The organism is Tenacibaculum aquaeponti (genome assembly GCF_057221555.1).
Genome location: NZ_CM170147.1, coordinates 1,768,024 through 1,793,725, shown reverse-complemented (window position 1 = coordinate 1,793,725; position 25,702 = coordinate 1,768,024). Strand labels below are relative to the sequence as shown.

Here is a 25,702-nt window from a genome sequence, read left to right as displayed (position 1 = left end):
TTAAAATTATTCTAAATAATTTTGCAGTATACGGGGAACAATTTACATTTGCTGCGAAATTAATATTAAATCAGTCTAAATAAAAATAAATGAAAAAAATTATACTTTTTTTTCTACTGTGTTTATACAGCGTAATAAATTATGCTCAAATAAGTGGAAAAGTTGTAGATAACAACAATGTTTCTTTACCGGGGGTTACAATAATAATAAAAGAAACAACAAAACAATTTGAAACTGATATAGAAGGAAAGTTTTCTATTATCGCGAATAAAAACGATTTAATTGTTTTTTCTTACTTAGGATTTAAAACTAAAACGGTTAGTTTTTCAGAATTATCTAAAAACTCTACTATAGTTCTTTATGAAGGGAATGAACTATTGAAAGAAGTGACAATTACAAATCAAAAAAATAAATTTTCGAGAAAAAAAACAGCTTATGTGGCTAAGTTACCTCTTAAAAATATAGAAAACTCTCAAGTTTATAGTACTATTACAGATGAATTATTAGTTTCTCAAAATGTTAATAATTTTGAAGATGCTTTAAAAAATGCTGTAGGAGTTGATAAATTATGGCAATCTACTGGAAGAGCAGGAGATGGAGCAGGATATTACTCTATTCGTGGGTTTGCTACACAGCCACAATTAGTAAATGGTATGCCAGGTATTACCAATGGTTTTATTAATCCGTTTAATGTAGAACGTGTAGAGGTTATTAAAGGACCTTCAGCGACATTGTTTGGTAGTACTGTTACTTCTTATGGAGGTTTAATTAATATTGTAACAAAAAAACCATATAAAGGTACAGGAGGAACAATTTCTGTTGGTGGTGGTTCATTTGGGTTTAAGAAATTAGCATTAGATGTAAATACAACAGATAGTAGTGAAAAATTTTCTATTCGATTTAATGCAGGTTTTCAATCTGAAGATAGCTTTCAAGATGCTGGTTTAAGAGAATCGGTATTTATGGCACCAGCTATTTCATATCAGGTTAATGATCGATTAACATTAAACTTTAATTATGAAGCTTCTGGAAACAAACAAACAAATCCTGTTTTCTTATTCTTAAACAGATTAGGACCTTTAGCATTTAATAATTTAGAAACATTAAATTACGACCCTAACTTATCTTTTACAGATAATAGTCTTCAAATAAGTAATCCGACACAGAATTTTAGAGGTGAGATTGCTTACAAAATTACTGATAATTGGTCTTCACAAACTCTTATTTCTGGAAGTAGTGCAAAATCAAAAGGGTATTATACATTTATAAATAACATTTTTGCAAATCCATTAGATGCTACACAACCAAATCCCTTCTTAGCTACTGTAGGTCAGAAAAGTGATGCAGAGACTAATTCTTTAGATATTCAGCAGAATTTTACAGGAGATCTAAAAATAGGAAGAATTCGTAATAGAGTATTAATTGGAGTAGATTATTTAGAAACTCAAAATATTGATAATAGTTCAGATTTTAGGTTATTAAATATGATCACTCCTCAGGGGCAATTAATTCAAGGATTACCAACTAATAGAAATAATTTAAACTTAGCTCTTAATGGCGCAGCTAATGCAAATACAAATGTGAATCAAAACGTATTAAGTGCTTATGTTTCTGACGTTATAAATATTTTACCAGAGCTATCAATAATGGCTGGAGTTCGATATGATCGTTTCGATTATCAAGGAGATAAAAATACCGTTTCAGACGACGCAACTGAATACACGAAATCTACATTTTCACCAAAAGTGGGAATAGTATATCAACCAATTTTAAATAAGGTTTCTGTATTTGCTAATTACCAAAATGGATTTAATTATGTAAATCCTGTTTTAGTAAACTCAATTCCAGGTGATTTAACTTCACCATTAGTATTACGTTCATTCGACTTAGAAAATGCAGATCAGTTTGAAGGAGGAGTAAAAGCAAACTTATTTGGGAATAAATTAGAAACTACTGTTAGTTATTATAATATTACTATAAATAATAAAATCACAGGGTTTGGTGCTACACAGCAACAAGATGGAAAAATTAAAAGTCAAGGTGTTGAACTAGATTTCAACGCATATCCTGTTGATGGTTTAAATCTTAGAGGAGGTTTTGCTTACAACGATTCAGAAATAGTTGAGTCAACTTCTAATCCATTGTTAATTGGTCAAAGATTTGGTGAAGCAGGAGCAGAGTTTACATATAACTTTTGGGCAGATTACAGATTCCAAGAAGGTAAAATTAAAAACTTAGGAGTTACTGCAGGATTTAATGGATCAAGTGATTATAACACTATGGAAGGATATCCGCATGTAGGTGAGTTTACACTTCCAGCATATACTGTGTTTAATGCAGGTATATATTACAATCATGCCAAATTTAGAGTAAGTTTTAATGTAAATAATTTAACAAATGAAGTGTATTATAAAGGTTGGAGTACACTTACCCCCCAACAACCTAGAGCTTACTTTGGTGCTTTAACATACAAATTTTAAGATTTAAGTAATTTGAACTAAAGCCATGAAAGCAAAACTCTAAATCTTAAGGTTTAGAGTTTTGTGATTAAAAAATTAAATCATGATAACCGTTGAAATTTCAATTTTATTAATAGGTGTTTTTGTAATGTATAGCACTTCAAACAAAGTAGTTTTATTTAACAATTCTTCCTTAGATAGTATCTTAAATAGGTCATTTTATTTCAAGAAAATAATAGGATTAACGATATTATGTTCAGCATTAATTTATGCTATGTTTTCTTACGGATTTACACTTGGTTTTTTATTCTGGTTATTTGCTTTAAGTAGTTTGTTGAGTCTTGTAATATGTATATATCCATTACGGTTATTTAAAACAAACTATACCTTTTTTGTTATGATTTTTTCTATTATAATCGAATTAACCTTGAATTATGCCAGCTAATAGAAAATACTTAACAACGTCGTCTTGGCATAAAGGAACTAAAATTGTTTCTGGTATACTTGGAGGCTATATTATAACAGTTTTATTGCACATGATTGCAGCCTTGGTTTTACCATTTCATAAAGAGATTTTAATCACATCAATTTTTACCATGTTTTTAATTTGGGGAGCATTATTGATAATTCCATTTTTATTTAAAAACGGATTCAAATCACTGCTACTGTATGTATTGATTATTGTGTTACTTTTTATTCTATACACTTTAGTTCAAAAAGAAAATCCATTTGTATCATGAGTAATAGAAATTACAATGTTTTTTTCAATACACATACTGTAAGTGGAATCGTAATTAGTGTAGCATTATATATTATTTTTTTTGCTGGAGCTTTTGCTTTATTCAAAGATGAAATTGGAATTTGGGAAGAAGGAATAAAATCGACCTATACCAATAGAAAGGATATCGATTATGATAAATTATTAGCAACATTAAATAAAGATTATGATTTATCTGGTAGAGATCTACAGATAGATTTAGGTAAGCATGAAGATAAAATTTATGTATATCTTTTAGCTAGTCAAGATTCTACAGCAACAGAAAAGAGCAGAACTGCACAGTTTTTTTCGCTAGACATTCATACTGAAGAGAGAAAAGAGTACCACGAGTATTATGGTATTGGAGAGTTCTTATACAGATTACATTTCTTTCATCAAATTCCTGTTATTGGAATTTATTTGGCAGGTTTTGTAGCCATATTTTTCTTATTTGCAATCATCACAGGAGTGATAGTACATTGGAAAAAAATAGTTTCAAATTTTTATACATTCAATCCTAAGATCGCTTTAAAAAGAGTTTGGACAGATGCACATACTGCTTTAGGAATTATAGGATTACCTTTTCAATTTATTTTTGCAGTAACAGGAGCATACTTTTGTTTATCCATTTTGGTTTTACTTCCAGCTAATTTTCTTTATAATGGAGATCAAACCAAACTTTTAGAAGATATTCGTCCAGAACGAAAAACGTATGTCTGGAAAGAAAAAACAACAGAGAAGCTTCCTCTTTTTAATGACTTTATCCAAAAATCAGATACATTTTGGAATGAGTTTGAATTCACAACTGCATTTATAAGAAATTATAGTGGCACTAATATGAAGTATGTACTTCAGGGTGAGTTGAAAGATTCTGAGAGATTTGTTGGTTTAGGAAGAGTAATTTTTGATATGGAAACTGGATTAATAAAAGCAGATAAAAATCCAGAGAAACTAAACTATATTGAAGATACACAACGAGTCTTAACTCGTTTACATTTTGGTGATTTCGGAGGTGTTTTCATGAAAATCATTTATTTCGTCTTAGCATTAATTACTTGTTTTGTCATACTATCGGGAGTTCTAATTTGGGTTGAAGCTAGAAATAAAAAAAGCATGACTTTGAGTCAGCGTTTATTTACAGCTAACATTGGGCATATTTATTTGTCAATATGTTTATCGATGTTACCAGTAACAGCAATTTCTTTTCTTTTCATAAAGTTATTTGGAACGCGATTCACAAATTCACAATCTGCCATATATTATTTCTACTTCACACTTTGGATTTTGGCAATATTATTCATGAGGTTTAAAAGAGATAATTACAAAATAAATAAGATCAGTTTATTACTTGGTGGAATTACTGGTGTTTTAATTCCAATAGTAAACGGAATTGTTTCTAAACAATGGATATGGACTTCTTTTCAAGAGCATCAGTATGATATTTTAACTGTAGATATGTTATGGTTAAGTATTGGGATTATAAGTTTATTGGCTTACACTAAAATTAATAAAAAAATAAAAACTCAAAGTTCATTTACGAAGAATCCTATCGATTATAAAGCAGTCAAATTACAGTTAATGGAAGAAGAAAAATTAAATCAATTAAAAGAACAAACAATAGATAAAAACTTTATAGCAATGCGAACAAAAATTATCATACTATGGTTAACCATGGTTATCGGATTCATTATACATCATGTTTACGGAATAGCAAATGTGTATTTTCAAGAATCTTTAGTGTTAGAAGGAGCCGATGGAGAAATTCCAGGATGGGCACATCAATGGAGAATTATTTTAGAAGGGATGGCGTTTTTATTTGCAATTTTAACTGTAGAATTTGCTCAAAAATGGTTTAAGTGGATTTCTTTAATTTGGGCAGTTTTATTAGGATTATTTAATATTTATCATTGGATAACGGCTATGATTTACGAAATGAGTAATGTTTCAGAAATTCTAATTTTATTCTTAATGGTAGTAGCAAATATCTTTTTAATTAAAGAAATATTGTATTGGAAATCAGATAGTGTAAAATAGAACTAGTATGTTTGTAAAACAGAAAGCTTTAGATTTTTTCTAAAGCTTTTTTATTATTTATGAAATATAAAGGAATTATTTAGTTCAATTCTATTTCAAGTTTATTAAGAATTAATAATTCAGATTTGTTTTTTCCTTTAAAAGCATTAGCAATAAGGTTAGATGTTTCTAGTATTAAGTGTTTTACATCGTCTGTGAAAAAATATGGATGATTATAATAGTATTCTATAAAATCAGAAAAGCAATCATTAGTGGTAGCATTTTTACTATAAAGCCAATCAAATACAACTTCTATTTGATAAGCAGTATCGGTACCAAATACATCAAAAGTTTCATCAATCATTAACCACTTATCTTTAACAACCTGCTTTAATGCATTTATTTCATGTAAATTAATATGGTTGTCAGATTTAGCGATTGCATAAAAAACTTTAGCAATATTCTGATAAAACTTGATGTTCAGCTTTTTTGTTTTCATTCTAAATACGATTCAAAACAAAAATAAAATGAACAGCTGAGGCAAGAAATGATAAATATCAGCTATAGTCTTTTTAATAAAATATATCTTTATATCAAATTTCTAATTGAATGTTCGACAAGGAAGAAAGAATAATTTTTGATACTCTTTTTGAAGCTGTTTCAGAAGGTATTATTGTGGTAGATAATAATCAAGAAATCATGGTTGTAAACTCATCTGCTGAAGCTATGTTTGGTTACGATAAAGATGAATTGTTAAATCAGCAATTGAAAACATTAATTCCTCAAAAGTATAAAGGAACTCACGATTCGCATTTTAATTCATTTTTAAAAGTACAGCAGAAAAGACAAATGGGGCACGGAAGAGATTTGTATGCCGCACACAAAAACGGAAGTGTATTTCCTATAGAAGTAGGTTTAAATCCGTTTGAAATGCAAGGAGAAATGTATACAATGGCGTTAGTTGTAGATATTTCTTTGAGAAAACATCAAGAACTAGAAATCCTAGAGTTAAATACCAAACTAGAAAATAAAGTAAGAGAAAGAACCAAAAGTTTAAGTGAAACTGTAGATGAATTAGAAAAAATGAATCAGCAGTTAGATGAAGAAAATAAGAAAAGAATTGTTGCAGAGAAAAAGGCGAAAGTAGCATTAAAGAAAGAGCGAGAATTAAATGAATTAAAAACAAAGTTTTTATCATTGGTTTCTCATGAATTTAAAACGCCTTTAAGCGGAATTTTAACGTCTACAATGTTGTTGTCGAAATACAAATTAACCGAACAACAAGAAAAAAGAGAAAAACATTTATCGATTATAAAAAACAAGGTTCATTATTTAAATAATATCCTAAACGATTTTTTATCTGTTGAAAAACTTGAAAAAGGAGAAATTAAATATAATTTAACTTCTTTTCAAATTAAAAAAACAATAAAAGAGGCGATAAATGGAGCAAGTTTGTTATTGAAAAAAGGTCAAGAAATTGTGTGTAATTCAGATATGGAAGACATTACAATTTATCAAGATGAGAAAATAATGGAACTTACTTTTTTAAATTTATTAAGTAATGCTGTAAAATATTCTCCAGAAAATACAACGATAACAATTTCCGTTCGTCAGAATCATTCAGAAACTACAGTTCAGGTAGAAGATCAAGGATTTGGAATTCCTGAGAAAGATCAGAAAAACATATTTCAACGTTATTTTAGAGCAGAGAATGTATTATTAAATGAAGGCACAGGTATAGGTTTAAATATTGTAAAAAATCATTTAGAAAATTTAGGAGGAACTATTACTTTTACGAGTAAAGAGAATGTTGGCTCAACATTTATAATTATGATACCTAATAAAGCCGAATTATGAGAAAAATTCTACTAATTGAAGATGATATTATATTAAGAGAAAATACAGCCGAATTATTAGAGTTAACAGATTACTATGAAGTAATAATGGCCGAAAATGGTAAAGTAGGCATACAAAAAGCTTTAGAAGAGTTACCTGATATTATTATTTGTGATATAATGATGCCAGAAATTGACGGTTACGGAGTTTTAGAAATTTTATCTAAAAACCCAAAAACACAGTTTATCCCTTTTATCTTTTTATCAGCAAAAACTGAACGAAGTGACGTACGAAAAGGAATGAACTTAGGTGCAGACGATTATATTACAAAACCTTTTACTGAAGAAGAGTTAATCAGTGCAATAGAAAGTAGATTGGCTAAATCTGCTATTTTAAAAGAGCAAAAAGTTACTGTAGTAGAAGAAACAAATGAAAATGAACTTAGAGATCTAAATGATTTAAAAAATTTTTTTGATGATAACGGAACTGTTTTTTTATTTCATGTTGAAGATAAAGTATACGAAGAAGGTGATAATTCTAATTATATTTATTTAGTTACTAAAGGAGTCGTAAAATGTTCTAAGCTTAATGAGCAAGGAAAAGTATTAACTACTTCGCTATATAAAGAAGATGATTTATTTGGATATACTTCTTTTTCCCAAAATATTCCTTATCAAGAAACAGCTATAGCCATGGAAACAACAGAACTTGTTGGAATACATAAATCTGAATTAATTTCTATTTTACATAAAAATCATAAAGTTGTATTAGATTTAGTTGATCTTTTAGCAGATAATTTAAAAGATGTAAAAGAACAATTATTAGATATGGCTTATAATTCTGTTCATAAAAAAACAGCAGCAACGCTACTAAAATTTGCAGAACGTATGAATAGAAACCCAGATGATATTATAAGAATAGCTAGACATGATTTGGCTAGTGTTGCGGGTATTGCTACTGAAACTTTAATACGCAGTATATCTAAATTGAAAAAGAAAGGAATTATAGAAATAGAAGGTAGAAATATAAAAATAGTAGATATTGAGGCTTTAAAGTTAGTAGAATGATTTTTATCATTTTATACTTTTTTAAAAACAAATATTTTTCATTTCAAATAAAGTATTTATCATGAAAATTACAACTTATTTAATGTTTGGATTATTGGTTGCATTACTAATAACCAGTTGTGAAATAGATAAAAAACCAACAAATATTTCTGTAGAAAATAAAGTTATAGATTCATTAATTCATAAAGATACGGTTGTAACCAAACTTAATTCTGAAGAGTTAAATCAAAATATAAAAATTGAAGCTATAATATCAGATTTAGATGATAGCAACGAAATAAAAGATCATATTTTACACAAACAATTATATAAGGAAACAGCTAATTATATAATTGATTTTTGTTACCCTCATTTAAATGAAAAATACAATCCTAAATTTGAGGTGTTTAATGAATTTGTAGAGAATGAATTAATTCAACTTTCTAAAATGGAGCAAGATATATTAGAAAGTCAAGAATTACTATGTGATACGCTAAAAACAAAGCCAATACGAGAGCACAGAATTGCAGAGTATAAAATATATCAGCAAAAAGAAACACATATAAGTGTACTTTTTTATTTAGAAAACCACTATGCACAAACTAAAGCGGCTTACTATACTTTCAAAACGGTAAATTTTGACAAAATAAATGGTAAACTATTAAACTTTGAAGATTATTTTTTACAGGGAAGCTTATCAGAAGTTCATAATATTTTAAATTCAGAAATTAAAACTCAAATTGCTAAAGGAGATTTATTTTACGAGTGCTTTGAAGTAAGTTTAGATGACTTTGAAATTGCTAAAAATGATTTTGTAATTAATGATGATCAACTAATTTTTTATTTTAATGATTGTGTAATGTGCCCTTCATTTGTAGGAACATACTGTATTGAGATTCCTTTAGAAAAATTAAAACCAGTACTAAAGCAGAATTGGTCGAATCGCTTTATTTAATAACATCAAAATAACTTACTTAAAAGTTATAAACTGATTAATATCATAGTTTACTGTTCATTTCATACAGAAATTTGCTTTAAGTAAATTCTGTATATGAATACAACATGTTATCACTGTGGAGATGAATGTAAAGATTATCAAAAAATAGATTTTGATAATAAATCTTTTTGTTGCAATGGTTGTAAAACGGTATACGAGATTTTTTCGCTAAATGATTTAACATGCTATTACGATCTGCAAGAAAGTCCGGGAGCAACACCTCAAGATATACAAGGTAAATATGATTATTTAGATGATAAAAGTATTATTGAAAAACTATTATCATTTAATGATGGTAACATACAGATTCTAGATTTATACATACCCTATATTCATTGTAGTTCATGTATTTGGGTATTAGAAAACCTTCAAAAACTTCAAAATGGAATTATAACTACTCAAGTCAATTTCCCTAAGAAAAGTATAACTATTACCTATAAAGTAACTCAGGTTACTTTAAAAGAAGTTGTTGTGTTGTTGAGTTCTATCGGTTATGAGCCTTATATTTCTTTAGAAGATTATGAATCGGGAAGTAAAAATGTAGACCGTAGTTTAATTTATAAGTTAGGTTTGGCAGGTTTTGCTTTCGGAAATGTAATGTTACTTTCTTTTCCAGAGTATTTTGAAGTGAATGAATTTTGGTTAGAAAAGTATAAACATACATTTCGTTGGTTGATGTTTGCATTTTCTATTCCAGTAGTTGTATATGCAGCCCAAGATTATCTGATCTCTGCGTACAAAGGATTACGATCTAAATTATTGAATATAGATGTTCCTATCGCATTGGGAATTCTAGTGCTTTTTATAAGAAGTGCTGTTGAGGTATTATTTGATTTAGGAAGTGGTTTTTTCGATAGCTTAACTGGTTTGGTTTTCTTTTTATTATTAGGAAAGTTCTTTCAACAAAAAACATACAATTATTTATCCTTTGAGCGTGATTATAAATCCTATTTTCCAATTGCTGTCACGAAAGTGAATAAAAACGGAAATGAAGAAACTATTCAGATTTATAAGATTAAAAAAGGAGATCGAATTTTAATTCGAAATCAAGAATTAATCCCAGTAGATGGAATTCTTATTAACGGAAATGCACAAATCGATTATAGTTTTGTAACTGGTGAAGCAAATCCGATTCAGAAAAAATCAGGAGATAAATTATTTGCTGGAGGAAAACAATTGTCTGGTGCTATAGAAATTGAAGCAATCAATTCTGTAGAACAAAGTTATTTAACCCAGTTATGGAGTAATGCTGTTTTCGAAAAAGATAAAACGAGTAAATTTACAACTATAACAAATGAAATAAGTAAACACTTTACTATTGCTATTCTTTCCATAGCCGTTCTAGCAAGTGTGTTTTGGTTTTTTACAGATGCATCTAAAGTTTTAAATGTTTTTACAGCTGTACTTATTATAGCTTGTCCGTGTGCAATTGCGTTAGCAGCTCCATTTACTTTAGGAAATATGTTGCGAATTTTTGGTAAGAAGAAATTCTATTTAAAAAATGCTACAGTTATAGAACAGTTAGCAAAAGTAAACGCGTTGGTTTTCGATAAAACAGGAACCTTAACAACTAGAGCAAATAGTGAAGTAAAGTATATGGGGTCTACTTTAAATTTTAAAGAAAAGAAAGCTTTAAAAGCAACATTACGAGCTTCTAATCATCCTTTAAGTAGAACAATTTATGAAACGATGTCGAACATTCCTTTGGAAAAAGAAAGCCATGTTTTCGAACATACAGGAAAAGGTTTACAAGCTACAGTAGCTAGTGTTGATGTTAAAGTTGGATCTGCTTCTTTTGTGAAAAATGAAAAAGAACAATTTAGTTCAGATACTTCTGTGCATGTAAGTATTCAAAACGATTATAAAGGAAAGTTTACATTAAAAAATACCTACCGTAAACATGTAGATGAAGTATTTCAAACTTTTTCAGAATATGATCTTTCTGTTGTCTCAGGAGACAATGAAGGAGAAAAAGCGTATTTGAAAAAAAGATTACCAGAAAACACTACATTATTATTCAATCAAAAACCAGAAGATAAATTAGACTATGTTTCTCAACTTCAAAAGAGACATAAAAATGTGGCGATGATTGGAGACGGATTAAATGATGCTGGGGCTTTAATGCAAAGTGAAGTTGGTATTGCAGTATCTGAAGATATTAATGTGTTTTCACCAGCATGTGATGCAATTTTAGATGCGAATCAGTTTGAAAAACTCCCAAAATTTATAAAAGCCACACAGCAAACCATGCGTATTATTCAATACTGTTTTATCATTTCTCTGGTATATAATAGTGTCGGATTGTATTTCGCTGTAACCGGGCAATTATCTCCTGTAATTGCTGCGATTCTAATGCCTTTAAGTTCAATAAGTATTGTGGTGTTTACCACTATAGCAACTAATATTTTAGGAAAAAAACTTTAATATGAAATCACTAATTCAAAAATATAATATTCCAGGTCCAAGATATACGAGTTATCCAACTGTTCCATATTGGGATACAACTACTTTTTCAAAAGAAAGATGGCTTAAAAGTTTTAAAAAATCATTTGAGGAGAGTAATCAAGCTGAAGGAATAAGTTTATATATACACTTACCTTTTTGTGAAAGTTTATGCACATTTTGTGCTTGCCATAAACACATTACAAAACGTCATGAAGTTGAAATTCCGTATATCAAAACTCTAATTAAGGAATGGGAATTATATAAAGAAAAAATGACCCAAGTTCCTGTGATTAAAGAAATTCATTTAGGAGGAGGAACACCGACTTTTTTTGCTTCGGAACAGTTAAAAGAATTGATCAATTCAATTTTAGAAGGAAGTGAAAAACATCCTGATTTCGAGTTTAGTTTTGAAGGTCATCCGAATAATACAACAAAAGAACAATTAGAAACTTTATATAATCTCGGATTTACACGTGTAAGTTTTGGTATTCAAGATTATGATAGTACTGTTCAGAAAGCAATTCATAGAATTCAACCTTTCGAAAACGTAAAAAAAGTTACAAAATGGGCTCGTGAAATTGGATATACATCTGTGAGTCATGATTTAATTTTCGGGTTACCGTTTCAAACAAAAGAAAGTATTACCGACACAATTTTAAAGACAAAAGAATTGCTTCCAGATCGAATTTCATTTTATAGTTACGCGCATGTACCTTGGGTAAAAGGAGTTGGTCAGCGAGGTTTTAGTGAAGAAAATTTACCTAAGTCAGATGAGAAAAGAGCTTTGTATGAATTAGGAAAAGAAATGCTAACCAATATTGGATATCATGAAATAGGAATGGATCATTTTGCGTTGTCTTCCGATAGTTTGTTTAAAGCAACAACTTCACAAAGACTCCATAGAAATTTTATGGGATACACATCAAGTAAAACCAAACTTATGATTGGTTTAGGAATGTCAGCAATTAGTGATTCTTGGTACGGATTTGCACAAAATGTAAAAACTGTAAAAGAATATCAAGCATTAGTCAACAATGGTGAAATCCCAGTATTTAGAGGTCATATTTTAACTGAGGAAGATTTGGTAATTAGAAAACATATTTTAAATATTATGTGTCATTTTTCTACCAGTTGGAAAACAAAAGAAATGCATTTTGAAGCTTTATCGAAATCAATAGAGTTATTAGAAGAAATAGCTTCAGATAATTTAATTACAATTGATAGTAATTCATTAAATGTAGCTCAAGAAGCTCGACCATTTATTCGAAATATTTGTATGGCTTTTGATGTTCGATTACAACGAAAGAAACCTGAAACAAAGTTATTCTCAATGACGATATAATCTAATAAAAAGGAAGAAAACCGTTGTTTGACGATCTATTGATAAAAACTTTAATCTTTTTATGGATATCTAACTTATATACATATGAAGAATAAAAGTCAAACATGACCAATGTCATAGTATAAAAACCTTTCCAAAACTACTTTTGAAATATAATTAATAAACTAACAAGATGGGGGTAATTTATGTATTGCTGGCAGTGAGTGTGTCAGTAGCAATAGTGTTTTTTATTGCATTTATAATTTCCGTTAAAAAGGGACAATATGACGATACCTACACTCCTTCAGTTAGAATGTTATTTGACGACGAGTTAGTAACTAAGAATACAAATAAAGAATAGATTTTTAATTCAATTTAAATTATGGAAATGCAACAATTTTATTACGATAATAAAATCGTAAAAAAATTTATTTACGCTACCTTATTATGGGGAATCGTAGGTTTTTCAGTGGGGCTTCTCTTAGCTTTTATGTTTTTATTCCCAAATATAACTGATGGGATTTCATGGCTTAGTTTTGGTCGTTTAAGGCCGTTACATACTAATGCTGTAATTTTTGCATTCGTAGGAAATGCAATTTATGCAGGTGTGTATTATTCTCTCCAACGTTTGTTAAAAACGAGAATGGCAAGTGATCTCTTAAGTAATATAAACTTTTGGGGATGGCAGTTAATTATTGTAGCAGCAGCAATTACACTTCCTTTAGGATATACAACTTCTAAAGAATATGCTGAATTAGAATGGCCAATAGATATAGCAATAGCCTTAGTATGGGTTGTTTTTGGTGTAAATATGATTTGGACGATCTTAAAACGTCGTCAACGTCATTTGTATGTTGCCATTTGGTTTTACCTAGCAACATTTGTTACTGTTGCAGTGCTACACATTTTTAATAGTTTAGAATTACCAGTAAGTGGATTGAAAAGTTATTCTGTTTATGCTGGAGTTCAAGATGCTTTAGTACAATGGTGGTACGGACATAACGCTGTGGCGTTCTTCTTAACAACTCCTTTTTTAGGATTGATGTATTACTTTATTCCTAAAGCGGCAAATAGACCAGTATATTCTTATCGATTGTCGATCATTCACTTTTGGTCTTTAATTTTTATTTATATCTGGGCTGGTCCGCATCACTTATTATATTCTGCTTTACCAAACTGGGCTCAGAATTTAGGCGTAGTTTTTTCAATTATGTTAATTGCTCCATCTTGGGGAGGAATGATCAACGGATTATTAACCCTAAGAGGAAGTTGGGATAAAGTTCGTCAAGATCCAGTTTTAAAATTTATGGTCGTTGCAATTACAGGTTATGGTATGGCAACTTTTGAAGGTCCAATGTTGTCGCTAAAAAATGTAAATGCAATTGCACACTTTACAGATTGGATTATTGCTCATGTTCATGTTGGAGCTTTAGCATGGAACGGGTTTATGACTTTCGGTATGATTTATTGGTTAGTTCCTAAATTATTTAAAACAAAATTATATTCTAGAGCTTTAGCTAATTTCCATTTCTGGATAGGAACTTTAGGAATCATTATCTATACATTACCAATGTATGTTGCAGGTTTTGTTCAAGCTTTTATGTGGAAACAATTCAATCCAGATGGAACATTAACTTATGCAAACTTCTTAGAAACAGTTCAAGAAATTTTACCAATGTATTGGTTACGTGCTATCGGAGGTAGTTTATACATCATCGGAGCAATTGTAATGGTTTATGTTATTGTGCAAACGATTAGACAAGGTGAAAAAGTAACTGATGATTTAGCTGAAGCAGCTCCGTTAACTAAAGTTTCAAAATATAGAACAAAAGGTGAAACATGGCATACTTGGTTAGAGCGTAAGCCAGTGAAATTAACATTGTACGCTACAATAGCAATTTTAATTGGAGGAGTAGTACAAATTGTACCAACACTAATGGTTGAGTCTAACATTCCGTATATCGAAGCTGTAAAACCATACTCTCCGTTAGAATTAGAAGGTAGAGATATTTATATATCGAACGGATGTGTATCATGTCACTCACAAATGATTCGCCCTTTTAGAAGTGAAGTAGAACGTTATGGAGAATACTCAAAGGCAGGAGAATTTGTATACGATCATCCTTTCTTATGGGGAAGCAAACGTACTGGTCCAGATTTGCATCGTGTAGGAGGAAAGTATAACGACAGTTGGCACTTTAATCATATGTACGATCCTCAAAGTACTTCACCAGGATCTATTATGCCAGCTTACCAATGGATTATCAAAAATAAACTGGATAAATCGCAAACTGAAAAGAAAATGCGAGCCATGATCACTTTAGGAGTTCCTTATACAGAAGAAGATGTGAAAAATGCTCAAAAGAGTATGGATGAACAAGGAATGAAAATTCAAGAAAACTTATATGAAGATCCAGATTTTGCAAGCAACTATGATGCAAGTAAAAAGTATGCAAAAGCAAATGATATTCCTTTTGTAGAAATGAAAGACAGAGAAATTGTAGCACTTATAGCTTATTTACAACGATTAGGAGTTGATATTAAAGTAAACGATGTAAAAGACAAATTATCAAAAAAATAGAATCATGTTAAAGTTTGTAAAAAATCATTTAGAGAGTATCACAGGAATTGAAATCTACCCATTGATTTCATTAAGCATATTCTTCACCTTTTTTCTATTGCTTTTTTGGTGGGTCTTTACAGCAAAGAAATCATACATAAAAAAAGTAAGTAACATACCATTAGATAATTAAACAGAAAAATCATGAAAAGAGTTTTTCAATCGATCATATACCTACTATTTGTTTTTGTAAGTTTTTGGGCTTTAATTAAAGCAATTACTTCATATGAAAATCCATTTAGTTTATACGAAAACCCATTAGTTTGGATACTGTTAGTCTTCTTAATATTAGTCATTTTAGTTAAAGAATACTTTAGTTACACAGTATACAAAATGACAGAGGAATTAAAACTAGAAAAAGAAGGTTTTAATCCAGAAGAAATAGAAGATGAATGGGAAGTATGGTTCAAAAAAATCTTCAAAAAATTTACAAGATCTAAGGCAATAGATGAAGAAGAAGAAATTGTTCTAGATCATAACTATGATGGAATTAAAGAATTAGACAATGTACTTCCGCCATGGTGGGTGTATTTATTTTATGCTACAATAGTTTTCGGAGTAATTTACATGATTCGTTTTCATATTGCAGGAGGAGATTCTCAAGAAATGGAGTATGAAAAAGCAATGGCAAAAGCCAAATATGAAATTGAGCAATATAAAGCAAATACACCAAATTTATTTGATATAGAAAAAGTAGAATTACTTACTGATGATGGAGCAATAGCAAGAGGAAAAGCAGTGTTCAATTTGAACTGTGCTTCATGTCATGCAAAAGATGGAGGTGGAGGTGTAGGGCCAAATCTTACAGATGAATATTGGATTTTAGGCGGCGGGTTTAAGAATGTCTTCAATACGGTTTATAATGGAGGTAGAGCAGGAAAAGGAATGGTGCCTTGGAAAGGAGTCTTAAAACCTCAGGATATTCAAAAAGTAGCGAGTTATATTATTTCCATTGAAGGAAATACAACAGCCAAACCAAAGAAACCTCAAGGAGAAATCTGGAAAAAAGAATAGTTAGTAATTAGTTTTGATAGTTGACAATGGAAACACCTAAAAACGAAATATTTAGAGATAGCATTGGTACCATAGACTCCGAAGGAAAACGTGCTTGGGTGTTTCCTAAACAACCTAAAGGAAAACTATATAATTATCGTACTTATGTGAGCTACGCATTATTACTTTTTCTATTGTCAGCGCCATTTATAAAAATCAATGGAAATCAATTTTTATTATTTAATGTTTTAGAACGTAAATTCAATGTATTCGGATTTCCATTCTGGCCGCAAGATTTTCATTTGGTAGTCATATCAATGATTATTGGAGTTGTGTTTGTAACTCTTTTTACGGTTGTTTTTGGAAGAGTTTTCTGTGGATGGATTTGTCCGCAAACTATTTTCCTAGAAATGGTTTTCAGAAAAATAGAATATTGGATTGAAGGAGATCGAGGAAAACAAATCCGTTTAGCTAAACAACCTTGGAATACTGAAAAAATTAAAAAAAAGGTATTAAAATGGTTTATATTCTTTTTGATTTCATTTGGTATTGCAAATGTGTTTTTAGCATACATTATTGGAAGTGATGAACTTTTATTATACATAAGTAACGGACCAGCAAATCATGTTTCAACATTTGTAGCACTGTTAATTTTTACAGGTGTTTTTTATTTTGTTTTTGCTTGGTTTAGAGAGCAAGTATGCATTATCGCTTGTCCGTACGGACGATTACAAGGTGTTTTATTAGATAACCAATCAGTTGTTGTTGCGTACGATTACAAACGAGGAGAAAAAGAGAAAGGAAGAGCAAAATTTAATAAAAAGGAAGATAGAGTAGCATCTGGTAAAGGAGATTGTATCGCTTGTAAGCAATGTGTTCATGTTTGTCCTACAGGAATTGATATTCGTAATGGAACACAACTAGAATGTGTGAATTGTACCGCTTGTATAGATGAGTGTGACACCATGATGGAAAACATTGGGTATCCTAAAGGATTAATTCGTTTTGCTAGTATTGAAAATATAGAAAAAAAGAGTCCGTTTAAGTTTACTGCTAGAATGAAAGGTTATGCAGCAGTGCTTGTCATCTTATTTGGTGTTTTAACAGGAATGTTATTCTTAAGAAATGATGTTGAAGCCAAAGTATTTCGATTACCAGGTCAGTTATATGAACGAAAAGCAGACGGAATTATCAGTAACGTGTATTCTTTTAAAATTGTAAATAAAACTACTGAAGAAATTAACAATATACATTACGAACTACTATCTCATAAAGGGAAAATAGAAATTGTAACACATCAAGATTTTACAATACCTAAACAAGGTATGGCTGAAGGTTCTCTTTTTATTGAGTTACATCAAAGTCAGTTAAAAAAAGATAGAGTGAAACTCAAAATAGGAGTATACAGTAAAGACAAACTTATAGAAACTACCACAACAAATTTTTTAGGACCTAGAAAATTTTGGTAACACTTTAAATTAAAACAAATATGAAACTAAATTGGGGTACAGGTATAGTAATAGCAATCATAGCTTTTATTGGATTTATCATGTTTATGGTTACAACAATGATAACAGATCACAAATACAATCACGATTTGGTAACCGACAGCTATTATCAAAAAGAGTTAAAATATCAAGATAATATTAATGCTGAACAAAATGTATTAGCAATAAAAGATGCCATAGTTATTCAATCGAATCAGAAAGGTTTAGAATTGCTGTTTTCAGAAGAGTTTCAATCAGAATTTATAAAAGGAAAAGTATTCTTATACAGACCTTCAGATAAAACTTTAGATAGTGAGTTCCCTATAGTTTTAAAAAATCAAAAGCTACATATTCCTGAAAAGTTTTTAGTTGGGGGACGTTGGAATATTACAGTTGATTTTACTTATAAGGGAACTCCTTTTTTATATCATAAAGAACTTACACTTTAATGCTGTACACTGCTTTCATATTGGGTTTGTTAGGAAGTCTACACTGTTTAGGTATGTGCGGACCAATAGCTTTTATGTTACCATTAAACAAGCAAAACCAAGCAACACAGTTTTTTCAGTTAATGAGTTATCATTTAGGAAGATTGTCAACTTATGCTTTGTTAGGTTTGGTATTCGGATTATTAGGTAGAGGTTTTGAGTTATTTACATTTCAACAACATTTATCCATCTTCACTGGAGTTTTAATGATTGCAATTATTTTATTTCCAAGAATTGTTCACGGATTAAAAATTACTAATTCATTAAATAGGTTTATCATCAAAGTAAAATCTGAATTAGGTAAAGAACTCAAAGAGAAAAAAAGAAATACTTTTTTCTTTATTGGATTTTTAAATGGTTTTCTTCCTTGCGGTTTAGTTTATATGGCCATTTTAGGAGCCATAGCTACTCATAATGCATTATACGGAAGTTTATATATGTTTTTATTCGGTGTTGGTACAATTCCGTTAATGAGTTCAATTGTATACTTAGGGAAATTTACACATTTTACTTTTTATAATTATTTTAAAAAAATAGTGCCATACGCTGTAATTCTTATTGGTGTATTGTTTATTCTTAGAGGTTTAGCTCTAGACATACCATATATCTCACCAGCAAATTCTGTTAGCAATTTAGTAGAACACCAAACAGTTTGTAAATAATCTTTTCAAAAAATGATTTTCATCATGTTTTAAAAAAGGGTAACTGATTGATATCATAGTTTTTATTTGAGAGTTAAAGTAGTTTTACACTATTAATTATTAAGTCTCTCTATCATGAAAAAAATTATTGTACCAGTAGATTTCTCGTTACATTCTGAGAATGCTTTAAGAACAGCAGCTTCATTTGCAAAGCAATTTAAATCAGAAATAGTTGCAGTTCATATGTTAGAATTATCTAACGCATTAATTTCAGTTTCGTCATCATATATCAACGAGCAGGCAGTATTCCAAATAAAGTTGGCACGACAAAAATTCGATGAGTTTCTAGATAAACCATATTTATCAGATGTAACAGTTTCAACTTTAATTCAACCTTACAAAGACTTTAGCAGCTTTCATGATTTAAAGGGACAAGAAGATGCAGATTTAATTATTATGTCTTCACATGGAGCAAGTGGTTTTAAAGAAATGTTTTTAGGATCGAATTCGGAAGTAGTAGTAAGAAATTCTACAATTCCAGTATTGGTTATTAAAGGACTTCCAATTACAGAACCATTCAAAAAAGTAGTTTTTGCCTGCGATTTTTCAAATGAATTTGTAAATCCGTATAAGCAAGCTAAAGAGTTATTAAAAGCATTTAAGTGTGAATTAGAATTAGTTCATGTAAATACTCCGGGAACTAAGTTTAAAACAACAAAGGAGAAAAAAGAGCGAATAGACAGCTTTTTATATAATGTAGGTGAAGATTTCGATAACAAACCTAAAATAGTAGAGGTTTCTGATTATAAAATTGAAGATGGCATTTTAGAGTATGCACAAACTAATGAAAGTGATCTAATTATTATGCCAACACATGGTAAGCATGGAATAGAACATTTTTTAGATGGAAGTATCGCTGAAGACATTGTAAACCACACTTCATTACCAGTTTTAACAATTAAAATATAAATCCAATATTAATCTATAAATTATGAAAAAAAGAACACCTGTATCAAAAATAATGACAAGTGATTTAGTAACATTAAACTCAATTGATGATTTAACAACAGCAGAAGAGTTATTTAAAACTCATGAAATACGTCATATCCCGGTAGTTCAAGGAGAAGAAATAATAGGAATGTTAAGTCATACAGATTTATTGAGAGTAAGTTATGCAGAAACAGCTCAAGAATATGAAACAGAAGTAGACATTGTACTGAATAGTATTTTTACAATAGAACAAGTAATGACTAAAAATGTTGTAACTGTTAATGCAAATGATACTATTAAAGAAGTGGCAGAAATATTATCAACTAGAGAGTTTCATGCTTTACCAGTGGTAGAAAATAATGTATTAGTAGGAATAGTAACAACAACAGATTTAATTAAATATTTATTAGAGCAGTATTAAAATAATATTGTTTATTTCCCCCGTAATTCAGTATTCTGAATTCCCCTCGAACTAGAAGAGGAAAATCTTAAAAAAGGTTTTCCTCTTTTTCTTTTTAGAAGTTAAAAAGTTTATTTTGGAAACTAATTTGCGATAATTAGATGAACTTCATTTACTTTTATGCATAAAAGCAAATTATAGCTTACATTGTAATGATCACCCTAAATTACATGAGAAATTTAATAATCTTTTTCTATTTTTTATTTACTAAAGTTGTTTTAGCACAACAACCTATGACTATACATTTAACAGAAAGAGAAGGTTTACCAGACAAAGAGTTTTATAGATTACATGAAGATAATAAAGGTTTTATTTGGTTAGCAGCAGATAAAGGATTGTATAGGTATGACGGTTTTGAGTTCAAACAGTTTATGCATCCAAATCAGGTTGGGTTATCTGTGTTTTCTGTGATTAACGATTCTGAAAATGTAATATGGTATACAAATTTATCAAATCAAATATTTTATATTAAAAATGATAAGGTTCATTTATTTAAAGAGTTAAAAGATTTTTTCAGAGGAGCAGTTGTACGAATTTTATTTCACAATGATTTAATAATTCTTTCCGAAGCAAGGAAAGTAATGATTTTTAATAAAGACTCAGGTGAATTATTGTTTAAAAGTAAACAAAATAATACATTGTTTTACAGTGAGGTATTTTTAAAGAATAATGATTTATATGCGTTTAGTACCGAAGGCTCGCTTGGAAAGATTGATAGTACATTTACTTATAGTGATTTAGGAAAAAAAATATCATTTGGAGAAGAAAGAGTAAGAGGAGCTTCAATAGAACAACTAGAAGATTTTTATTTACTTTCAACTTATCATAGAGATAAATCAACAAGATTTTTTATTATAAACACAAATTTTAATGAGAAATTTAACTTTTCTACAGTTGATCTTTCTGAAAAAGATTTGGTTTATACTTTTAGAATTATAGATGGAGAAATCTATTTACTTACAAGTAATGGGTTATGTGTATATAGAATAATTAATAAAAAATTTGTTTTACAACGAAAAATTCTTGTAGGAAAAGCAACAAGTGATGTTATAAAAGATAAAAAAGGCAATTATTGGGTTTCTACATTAAATGATGGAATATTTATAATTCCAAATCTTGATTTAAAATCAAATTTTAAATCTTCAGAAACGAATAGAATTCGAAAAATGTTTCTAGGGAAAGAAAATGAAATTTTTTTAATTGGCACTGGAAAGGAATTCTATAGGTTTAATACAGATACTAAGAAATTAGATACTATTCCTTTTAAAAATTCAGGAGAAATTGAGTATATATTTTATGAAAAGCAAAGAGATTTATATTACTTACAAAATGTAGAATTCTTTAATGCTATTAAGTTTAATGATACTAAAATTAATATAGTTAGAGAGCATCAAAGCCAGTCTATTAAAGATCATTTTTTTGTTAGTAAAGATACTTTGTTATTGGCTACAGGTGCATCTTCACAATTAGCAAACTTAAAAGATGTTTCTAAATTGCGTTTTGCCTTAAAGAAATCTATGAGTAGATCTTATAGTTGTTATAGCGATAATAACAAAAAGTACTTTTATTTTGGAACTATAAAAGGGTTACATGTTTTTAATAGAAATTTTATAAGAAATGAAATAAAGCATAAAGGGAAGTCTATTTATATAAAAGATATTGCATCTTCAAAAAAAACAATATGGGCTTTATCTTTTAAAAATGGATTGTATAAAATTGAAAATAATAAAGTTGTAAAGCATATTAAATGTAAAGATGGATTATTGTCTAACATTAATTCATTTATAGAGTATGATAGTCTTAATAATGCTCTTTGGATTTCAGGAGAGAAAGGAATTCAAAAGCTTGATTTAAAAACTAATAAATTCAGTAATCTCACGAAAAATAAAGGGATTTCTTCTTATGAATTTTTAGGATTAAAAGTTTTAAAAGAAAGAATATATATAGCAACTACAAACGAACTATTTTCCTTTAATACTAAGAAGATTTTTGAGGAAGAAAATAAATACAAACCACTTCCGTATTTTAAAGAAATTAAAATAGGTAATACAAAGAGAGAGTTAACTGATCATTATACAATTTCTAATGATGAAGATAAAATTGAAATTATTTTTAATACTAATGGATTTCTCTCGAAAGAAAATATTACATATCAGTATAGATTACTTCAAAATAAAAATGATACAATACCTTGGCAAGAAGAAACATCTAAAAGTAATACCGTAGTTTATAATAAATTAGGGCAAGGCAATTATATTTTTCAATTAAGAGCAAAGGAAGGAGAGCAATTTTCAGATATTAAAACATTACAATTTAATGTTAAAGGAGTTTTTTACAAACAATGGTGGTTTTTCTTACTGCTCACATTATTAATTTCTTTTTTCTTTTGGTACTATTTTAATAAAAAGAATACTCAATTAAAAGAAAAACAGAAATTAATTCTTGATAAACAAAACAAAGAACTCGAAAACATATTTTTAAAATTAGAGAGCTTAAGAAGTCAAATGAATCCGCATTTTATTTTTAATGCACTAAATTCCATTCAAGATTATATTTTAAATAATGAGAAAAAATTAGCACGTACATATTTAGTGAAGTTTTCCAGATTAATTCGAATGTATTTAGAACATAGCCAGAAGAATAATGTTACTTTACATGAAGAATTAGGAGCGTTAAAATTTTACTTGGAGCTAGAAAAAGATCGATTTGAAGATTCTTTTACCTTTATAATAGATGTGGATGAAAATTTAGATCAAGATACAATTGAAATTCCAACGTTTTTAATACAACCTTATGTTGAAAATGCGATAAAACACGGATTATTACACCGAAAAGAAAATAGAAAGCTAAATCTTAGTTTTAGAATAAATGAAGAGTTAAAAGTTTTAGAATGTTTAATTCAAGATAATGGAGTTGGTCGTGCTTTTTCAAAAGAAATAAATAATAGAAAAGCATTTAAACCAAAATCGTTTTCTTCGGACGCTAATGCTAAAAGGATCAGTTTGTTAAATAAAACAAGAGAAACCCCGATAAAATTAGAAATTATAGACCAATATGATAACGCTAAAAATCCTACAGGAACTCTAGTGAAATTAGAAATACCAATAGATTTTTAGTGCTATTCAAAAAATAAGTAAAAATGAAAGCAATAATAATAGATGACGAAGCTAAAGCAAGAAGTGTTTTAAAAACACTCATAAAAGAAGAGTGTCATAAAATTAAAGAAATAGATGAGGCTGAAGACTTATTAACTGGAATAGAAAAAATAAAACAGAATCAACCAGATATTGTTTTCTTAGATATTGAAATGCCTGAATATTCTGGTTTAGAAATATTAAATTTCTTTTCAGAAGAAGAAATTACATTTCAAATCATATTTACAACAGCGTATAGTCATTATGCGATAGAGGCATTTAAATTAAATGCAATCGACTATTTATTAAAACCAATAGATAGTGAAGAACTTAGAGAATCTGTAGAAAAAGTAATCACATTTATTGGGAACACTCAAATTAATGAGAGGCTAAAAGAATTAAAACAAAGTTTACAAGAATCTGACTTCAAAAAAATAGGATTGCCAAATGGAAATGGAATTAAGTTTGTCAATTTTAATGATATTATTATGTTAGAAGCAGATGGAATGTATACTAAGGTTTCTACTACGAAAGAGAATATTTTAGTAAGCAAACCATTAAAGTTTTTTGTAGAAACACTCCATAAAATAAGTACATTTTATCGTCCTCATAGATCATATTTAATTAATTTAAGATTTTTAAGAGAATATGTTAAAAAAGATGGAGGTTATGTAATCATGGAAAACGATAAAACTGTTTCAATATCTAAAGATAAAAAGGAAGAATTTTTAACCATAGTTCAAAGTATTTAATTTCAACTAACCAAACTTCGAGAAGACTCTTTTTTAGAGTCTTTTTTATTTTAATTGAGTTTTTTATGTGATAATTGAGAAGTTCAAAACGAACTTTTAGAAGTTTTAAAGATTTTAAACCGTGTTAATTAAAGAATTTTAAATCATTAACAGCAAGTAAAAGCAATCGCTTTTCTATCAAAAACAAAATAAATGATTAAAATTAGTAAGAGAGGTTTATTTTCTGTTGCATTATTTAGTGCAATATTTTTTACAGTACCCAATGCAAATGCTCAATTTTTTAAAAAAGTATTAAATAAGAGCAAATCATCTAAGAAAAGTAAATCATCGAGTAAAGCTTCAGCTAGTATTTCTAAAGGAGAAGAACAATTCGTGTCTAAAAATAAAATGAGCTCAAGGTTTGCTAGTGGTTTTACAAACTTAGAAATGCGCACAGCAAAAGAAAAAAGAAAAGGAAACGAATTTAATGTATATCATTTTGGTTCTGGTAATAAATTAGCATTTAAGTTATATCCAAGATTTGCTAAAGACGATTATCAAAGAGATATAGATGGTGTGTATTGTAGTAATTTCGTAAAAGAAGGTGAAGAAGTTTTTCATATAGACGAGTTAAAGGATGTAACAGATACAAATGGAACTAAGCATTCGTTTACTCCAGTTCCTTCTGCATCTAAGCGAGTAATTAAAACTCCAGATAATGTGTACTTAATTTATGCTTTCGATGGAGGAAAAAAAATTGGAGGAAAGTATCCGTATTTTATGTCTTCAAAATCTAAAATCAAAGGACCATTTGTTATTGCGGCACCAAGTGTAGAAAAATTTGATGAATGGAGTGGAGATAAGGCTTTAAATTATGTAAAGGATTTTGAAAAAAGAGTAAAAATCGGATCATTTAAGTTTATGCCTAAGGAGGGGAAATTACATACACCAGAATTAGCTAAGCTATGTGAGCAAGCAATTTATAAAAAATTGAAGCAGTATAGAAATAACGCTAACCTAAAAATAAGAAAATTGGTTGTATATTCAAATGAATGGAAAGAGAAAACAGATCGTGTTACAGATGAGGTAACAGATCGACAATTAATAGCATATTATTTATATGTTAATGGAGATGATACAGATATTCATGCAGCAAAAATAAATCAAAAGAGTACAGAGAATGGTTTTTCTAAAGAATTAGTAATAGAGAAAAATTATTCAGATAAATTTTCAAAAGATATTCCAGTAAGCTTGGTAAATAAATATTTTAAATAGTTTTTATAC

21 protein-coding genes are annotated in these 25,702 nt (G+C 28.9%); 20 read left to right on the top strand and 1 reads right to left on the bottom strand.

The window, feature by feature from the left end:
- The first annotated feature begins 89 nt into the window (after window positions 1-89).
- From AC2TEO_RS07925 to AC2TEO_RS07915, 3 genes are all read left to right on the top strand, one after another.
- On the top strand, window positions 90-2,480 hold the full coding sequence (locus AC2TEO_RS07925) for a TonB-dependent receptor domain-containing protein (protein WP_442267587.1): 2,391 nt from the start codon (window positions 90-92) through the stop codon (window positions 2,478-2,480).
- Between the two features lie 413 nt (window positions 2,481-2,893).
- Window positions 2,894-3,199: a hypothetical protein gene (locus AC2TEO_RS07920; RefSeq protein WP_442267586.1), complete on the top strand. Its 306-nt coding sequence runs from the start codon at window positions 2,894-2,896 to the stop codon at window positions 3,197-3,199.
- Window positions 3,196-5,250: a PepSY-associated TM helix domain-containing protein gene (locus AC2TEO_RS07915; protein ID WP_442267585.1), complete on the top strand. Its 2,055-nt coding sequence runs from the start codon at window positions 3,196-3,198 to the stop codon at window positions 5,248-5,250. Before AC2TEO_RS07920 ends, AC2TEO_RS07915 begins: the two co-directional genes overlap by 4 nt.
- Before the next feature lie 79 nt (window positions 5,251-5,329).
- On the opposite strand, the gene AC2TEO_RS07910 is transcribed toward AC2TEO_RS07915, so the two are convergent.
- The gene (locus AC2TEO_RS07910; protein WP_442267584.1) at window positions 5,330-5,728 is read right to left on the bottom strand and encodes a hypothetical protein; all 399 of its coding nucleotides are present in this window, start codon (window positions 5,726-5,728) and stop codon (window positions 5,330-5,332) included.
- A 110-nt stretch (window positions 5,729-5,838) separates the two neighbouring features.
- Between AC2TEO_RS07910 and AC2TEO_RS07905 the strand changes: the two genes are divergently transcribed.
- The 17 genes from AC2TEO_RS07905 to AC2TEO_RS07825 all read left to right on the top strand — a co-directional run bounded on the left by AC2TEO_RS07905 (window position 5,839) and on the right by AC2TEO_RS07825 (window position 25,693).
- Window positions 5,839-7,086 (top strand): PAS domain-containing sensor histidine kinase, encoded by a 1,248-nt coding sequence (locus tag AC2TEO_RS07905; protein ID WP_442267583.1) that lies wholly within the window; start codon window positions 5,839-5,841, stop codon window positions 7,084-7,086.
- On the top strand, window positions 7,083-8,132 hold the full coding sequence (locus AC2TEO_RS07900) for a response regulator (RefSeq protein WP_442267582.1): 1,050 nt from the start codon (window positions 7,083-7,085) through the stop codon (window positions 8,130-8,132). Before AC2TEO_RS07905 ends, AC2TEO_RS07900 begins: the two co-directional genes overlap by 4 nt.
- A 61-nt stretch (window positions 8,133-8,193) precedes the next feature.
- Entirely contained in the window at window positions 8,194-9,066 is an 873-nt protein-coding gene (locus AC2TEO_RS07895; RefSeq protein ID WP_442267581.1) for an RsiV family protein, read from the top strand.
- A gap of 96 nt (window positions 9,067-9,162) precedes the next feature.
- The gene (locus AC2TEO_RS07890) at window positions 9,163-11,532 is read left to right on the top strand and encodes a heavy metal translocating P-type ATPase (protein WP_442267580.1); all 2,370 of its coding nucleotides are present in this window, start codon (window positions 9,163-9,165) and stop codon (window positions 11,530-11,532) included.
- Window position 11,533: 1 nt separating this feature from the next.
- A complete protein-coding gene (hemN, locus tag AC2TEO_RS07885; RefSeq protein WP_442267579.1) occupies window positions 11,534-12,895 on the top strand; it encodes an oxygen-independent coproporphyrinogen III oxidase in 1,362 nt (453 codons plus the stop codon).
- A gap of 172 nt (window positions 12,896-13,067) precedes the next feature.
- Window positions 13,068-13,235: a cbb3-type cytochrome oxidase assembly protein CcoS gene (ccoS, locus tag AC2TEO_RS07880; protein ID WP_095069516.1), complete on the top strand. Its 168-nt coding sequence runs from the start codon at window positions 13,068-13,070 to the stop codon at window positions 13,233-13,235.
- Window positions 13,236-13,256: 21 nt separating this feature from the next.
- Window positions 13,257-15,455 carry a cytochrome-c oxidase, cbb3-type subunit I gene (ccoN, locus tag AC2TEO_RS07875; protein ID WP_442267578.1) on the top strand — a complete coding sequence of 733 codons (2,199 nt, stop codon included), beginning with the start codon at window positions 13,257-13,259 and terminating at the stop codon, window positions 15,453-15,455.
- A 4-nt stretch (window positions 15,456-15,459) separates the two neighbouring features.
- Window positions 15,460-15,627, top strand: coding sequence for a cytochrome C oxidase subunit IV (locus AC2TEO_RS07870; protein WP_075340982.1), 168 nt, complete (start codon window positions 15,460-15,462; stop codon window positions 15,625-15,627).
- Window positions 15,628-15,638: 11 nt separating this feature from the next.
- Window positions 15,639-16,508: a cbb3-type cytochrome c oxidase N-terminal domain-containing protein gene (locus tag AC2TEO_RS07865; protein ID WP_442267577.1), complete on the top strand. Its 870-nt coding sequence runs from the start codon at window positions 15,639-15,641 to the stop codon at window positions 16,506-16,508.
- A gap of 26 nt (window positions 16,509-16,534) precedes the next feature.
- Window positions 16,535-17,956, top strand: a complete 1,422-nt coding sequence (ccoG, locus tag AC2TEO_RS07860) for a cytochrome c oxidase accessory protein CcoG (protein ID WP_442267576.1) — start codon at window positions 16,535-16,537, stop codon at window positions 17,954-17,956.
- A gap of 20 nt (window positions 17,957-17,976) precedes the next feature.
- Window positions 17,977-18,423, top strand: a complete 447-nt coding sequence (locus AC2TEO_RS07855) for a FixH family protein (protein WP_442267575.1) — start codon at window positions 17,977-17,979, stop codon at window positions 18,421-18,423.
- Window positions 18,423-19,124, top strand: coding sequence for a sulfite exporter TauE/SafE family protein (locus AC2TEO_RS07850; RefSeq protein ID WP_442267574.1), 702 nt, complete (start codon window positions 18,423-18,425; stop codon window positions 19,122-19,124). Before AC2TEO_RS07855 ends, AC2TEO_RS07850 begins: the two co-directional genes overlap by 1 nt.
- 114 nt (window positions 19,125-19,238) lie before the next feature.
- Window positions 19,239-20,072 carry a universal stress protein gene (locus tag AC2TEO_RS07845; RefSeq protein ID WP_442267573.1) on the top strand — a complete coding sequence of 278 codons (834 nt, stop codon included), beginning with the start codon at window positions 19,239-19,241 and terminating at the stop codon, window positions 20,070-20,072.
- Window positions 20,073-20,094: 22 nt separating this feature from the next.
- Complete coding sequence (locus AC2TEO_RS07840) at window positions 20,095-20,514, top strand: CBS domain-containing protein (RefSeq protein ID WP_442267572.1); 420 nt, start codon at window positions 20,095-20,097, stop codon at window positions 20,512-20,514.
- Window positions 20,515-20,723: 209 nt separating this feature from the next.
- Window positions 20,724-23,669 carry a sensor histidine kinase gene (locus AC2TEO_RS07835; RefSeq protein ID WP_442267571.1) on the top strand — a complete coding sequence of 982 codons (2,946 nt, stop codon included), beginning with the start codon at window positions 20,724-20,726 and terminating at the stop codon, window positions 23,667-23,669.
- Between the two features lie 23 nt (window positions 23,670-23,692).
- Entirely contained in the window at window positions 23,693-24,439 is a 747-nt protein-coding gene (locus tag AC2TEO_RS07830; RefSeq protein ID WP_442267570.1) for a LytR/AlgR family response regulator transcription factor, read from the top strand.
- 192 nt (window positions 24,440-24,631) lie between these two features.
- Window positions 24,632-25,693, top strand: a complete 1,062-nt coding sequence (locus AC2TEO_RS07825; RefSeq protein WP_442267569.1) for a hypothetical protein — start codon at window positions 24,632-24,634, stop codon at window positions 25,691-25,693.
- Window positions 25,694-25,702 lie beyond the last annotated feature (9 nt).

Coding starts and splice junctions, on each gene's coding strand:
- AC2TEO_RS07925 (WP_442267587.1), top strand. CDS start 90: ATGAAAAAAATTATACTTTTTTTTCTACTGTGTTTATACAGCGTAATA.
- AC2TEO_RS07920 (WP_442267586.1), top strand. CDS start 2,894: ATGCCAGCTAATAGAAAATACTTAACAACGTCGTCTTGGCATAAAGGA.
- AC2TEO_RS07915 (WP_442267585.1), top strand. CDS start 3,196: ATGAGTAATAGAAATTACAATGTTTTTTTCAATACACATACTGTAAGT.
- AC2TEO_RS07910 (WP_442267584.1), bottom strand. CDS start 5,728: ATGAAAACAAAAAAGCTGAACATCAAGTTTTATCAGAATATTGCTAAA.
- AC2TEO_RS07905 (WP_442267583.1), top strand. CDS start 5,839: ATGTTCGACAAGGAAGAAAGAATAATTTTTGATACTCTTTTTGAAGCT.
- AC2TEO_RS07900 (WP_442267582.1), top strand. CDS start 7,083: ATGAGAAAAATTCTACTAATTGAAGATGATATTATATTAAGAGAAAAT.
- AC2TEO_RS07895 (WP_442267581.1), top strand. CDS start 8,194: ATGAAAATTACAACTTATTTAATGTTTGGATTATTGGTTGCATTACTA.
- AC2TEO_RS07890 (WP_442267580.1), top strand. CDS start 9,163: ATGAATACAACATGTTATCACTGTGGAGATGAATGTAAAGATTATCAA.
- hemN (WP_442267579.1), top strand. CDS start 11,534: ATGAAATCACTAATTCAAAAATATAATATTCCAGGTCCAAGATATACG.
- ccoS (WP_095069516.1), top strand. CDS start 13,068: ATGGGGGTAATTTATGTATTGCTGGCAGTGAGTGTGTCAGTAGCAATA.
- ccoN (WP_442267578.1), top strand. CDS start 13,257: ATGGAAATGCAACAATTTTATTACGATAATAAAATCGTAAAAAAATTT.
- AC2TEO_RS07870 (WP_075340982.1), top strand. CDS start 15,460: ATGTTAAAGTTTGTAAAAAATCATTTAGAGAGTATCACAGGAATTGAA.
- AC2TEO_RS07865 (WP_442267577.1), top strand. CDS start 15,639: ATGAAAAGAGTTTTTCAATCGATCATATACCTACTATTTGTTTTTGTA.
- ccoG (WP_442267576.1), top strand. CDS start 16,535: ATGGAAACACCTAAAAACGAAATATTTAGAGATAGCATTGGTACCATA.
- AC2TEO_RS07855 (WP_442267575.1), top strand. CDS start 17,977: ATGAAACTAAATTGGGGTACAGGTATAGTAATAGCAATCATAGCTTTT.
- AC2TEO_RS07850 (WP_442267574.1), top strand. CDS start 18,423: ATGCTGTACACTGCTTTCATATTGGGTTTGTTAGGAAGTCTACACTGT.
- AC2TEO_RS07845 (WP_442267573.1), top strand. CDS start 19,239: ATGAAAAAAATTATTGTACCAGTAGATTTCTCGTTACATTCTGAGAAT.
- AC2TEO_RS07840 (WP_442267572.1), top strand. CDS start 20,095: ATGAAAAAAAGAACACCTGTATCAAAAATAATGACAAGTGATTTAGTA.
- AC2TEO_RS07835 (WP_442267571.1), top strand. CDS start 20,724: ATGAGAAATTTAATAATCTTTTTCTATTTTTTATTTACTAAAGTTGTT.
- AC2TEO_RS07830 (WP_442267570.1), top strand. CDS start 23,693: ATGAAAGCAATAATAATAGATGACGAAGCTAAAGCAAGAAGTGTTTTA.
- AC2TEO_RS07825 (WP_442267569.1), top strand. CDS start 24,632: ATGATTAAAATTAGTAAGAGAGGTTTATTTTCTGTTGCATTATTTAGT.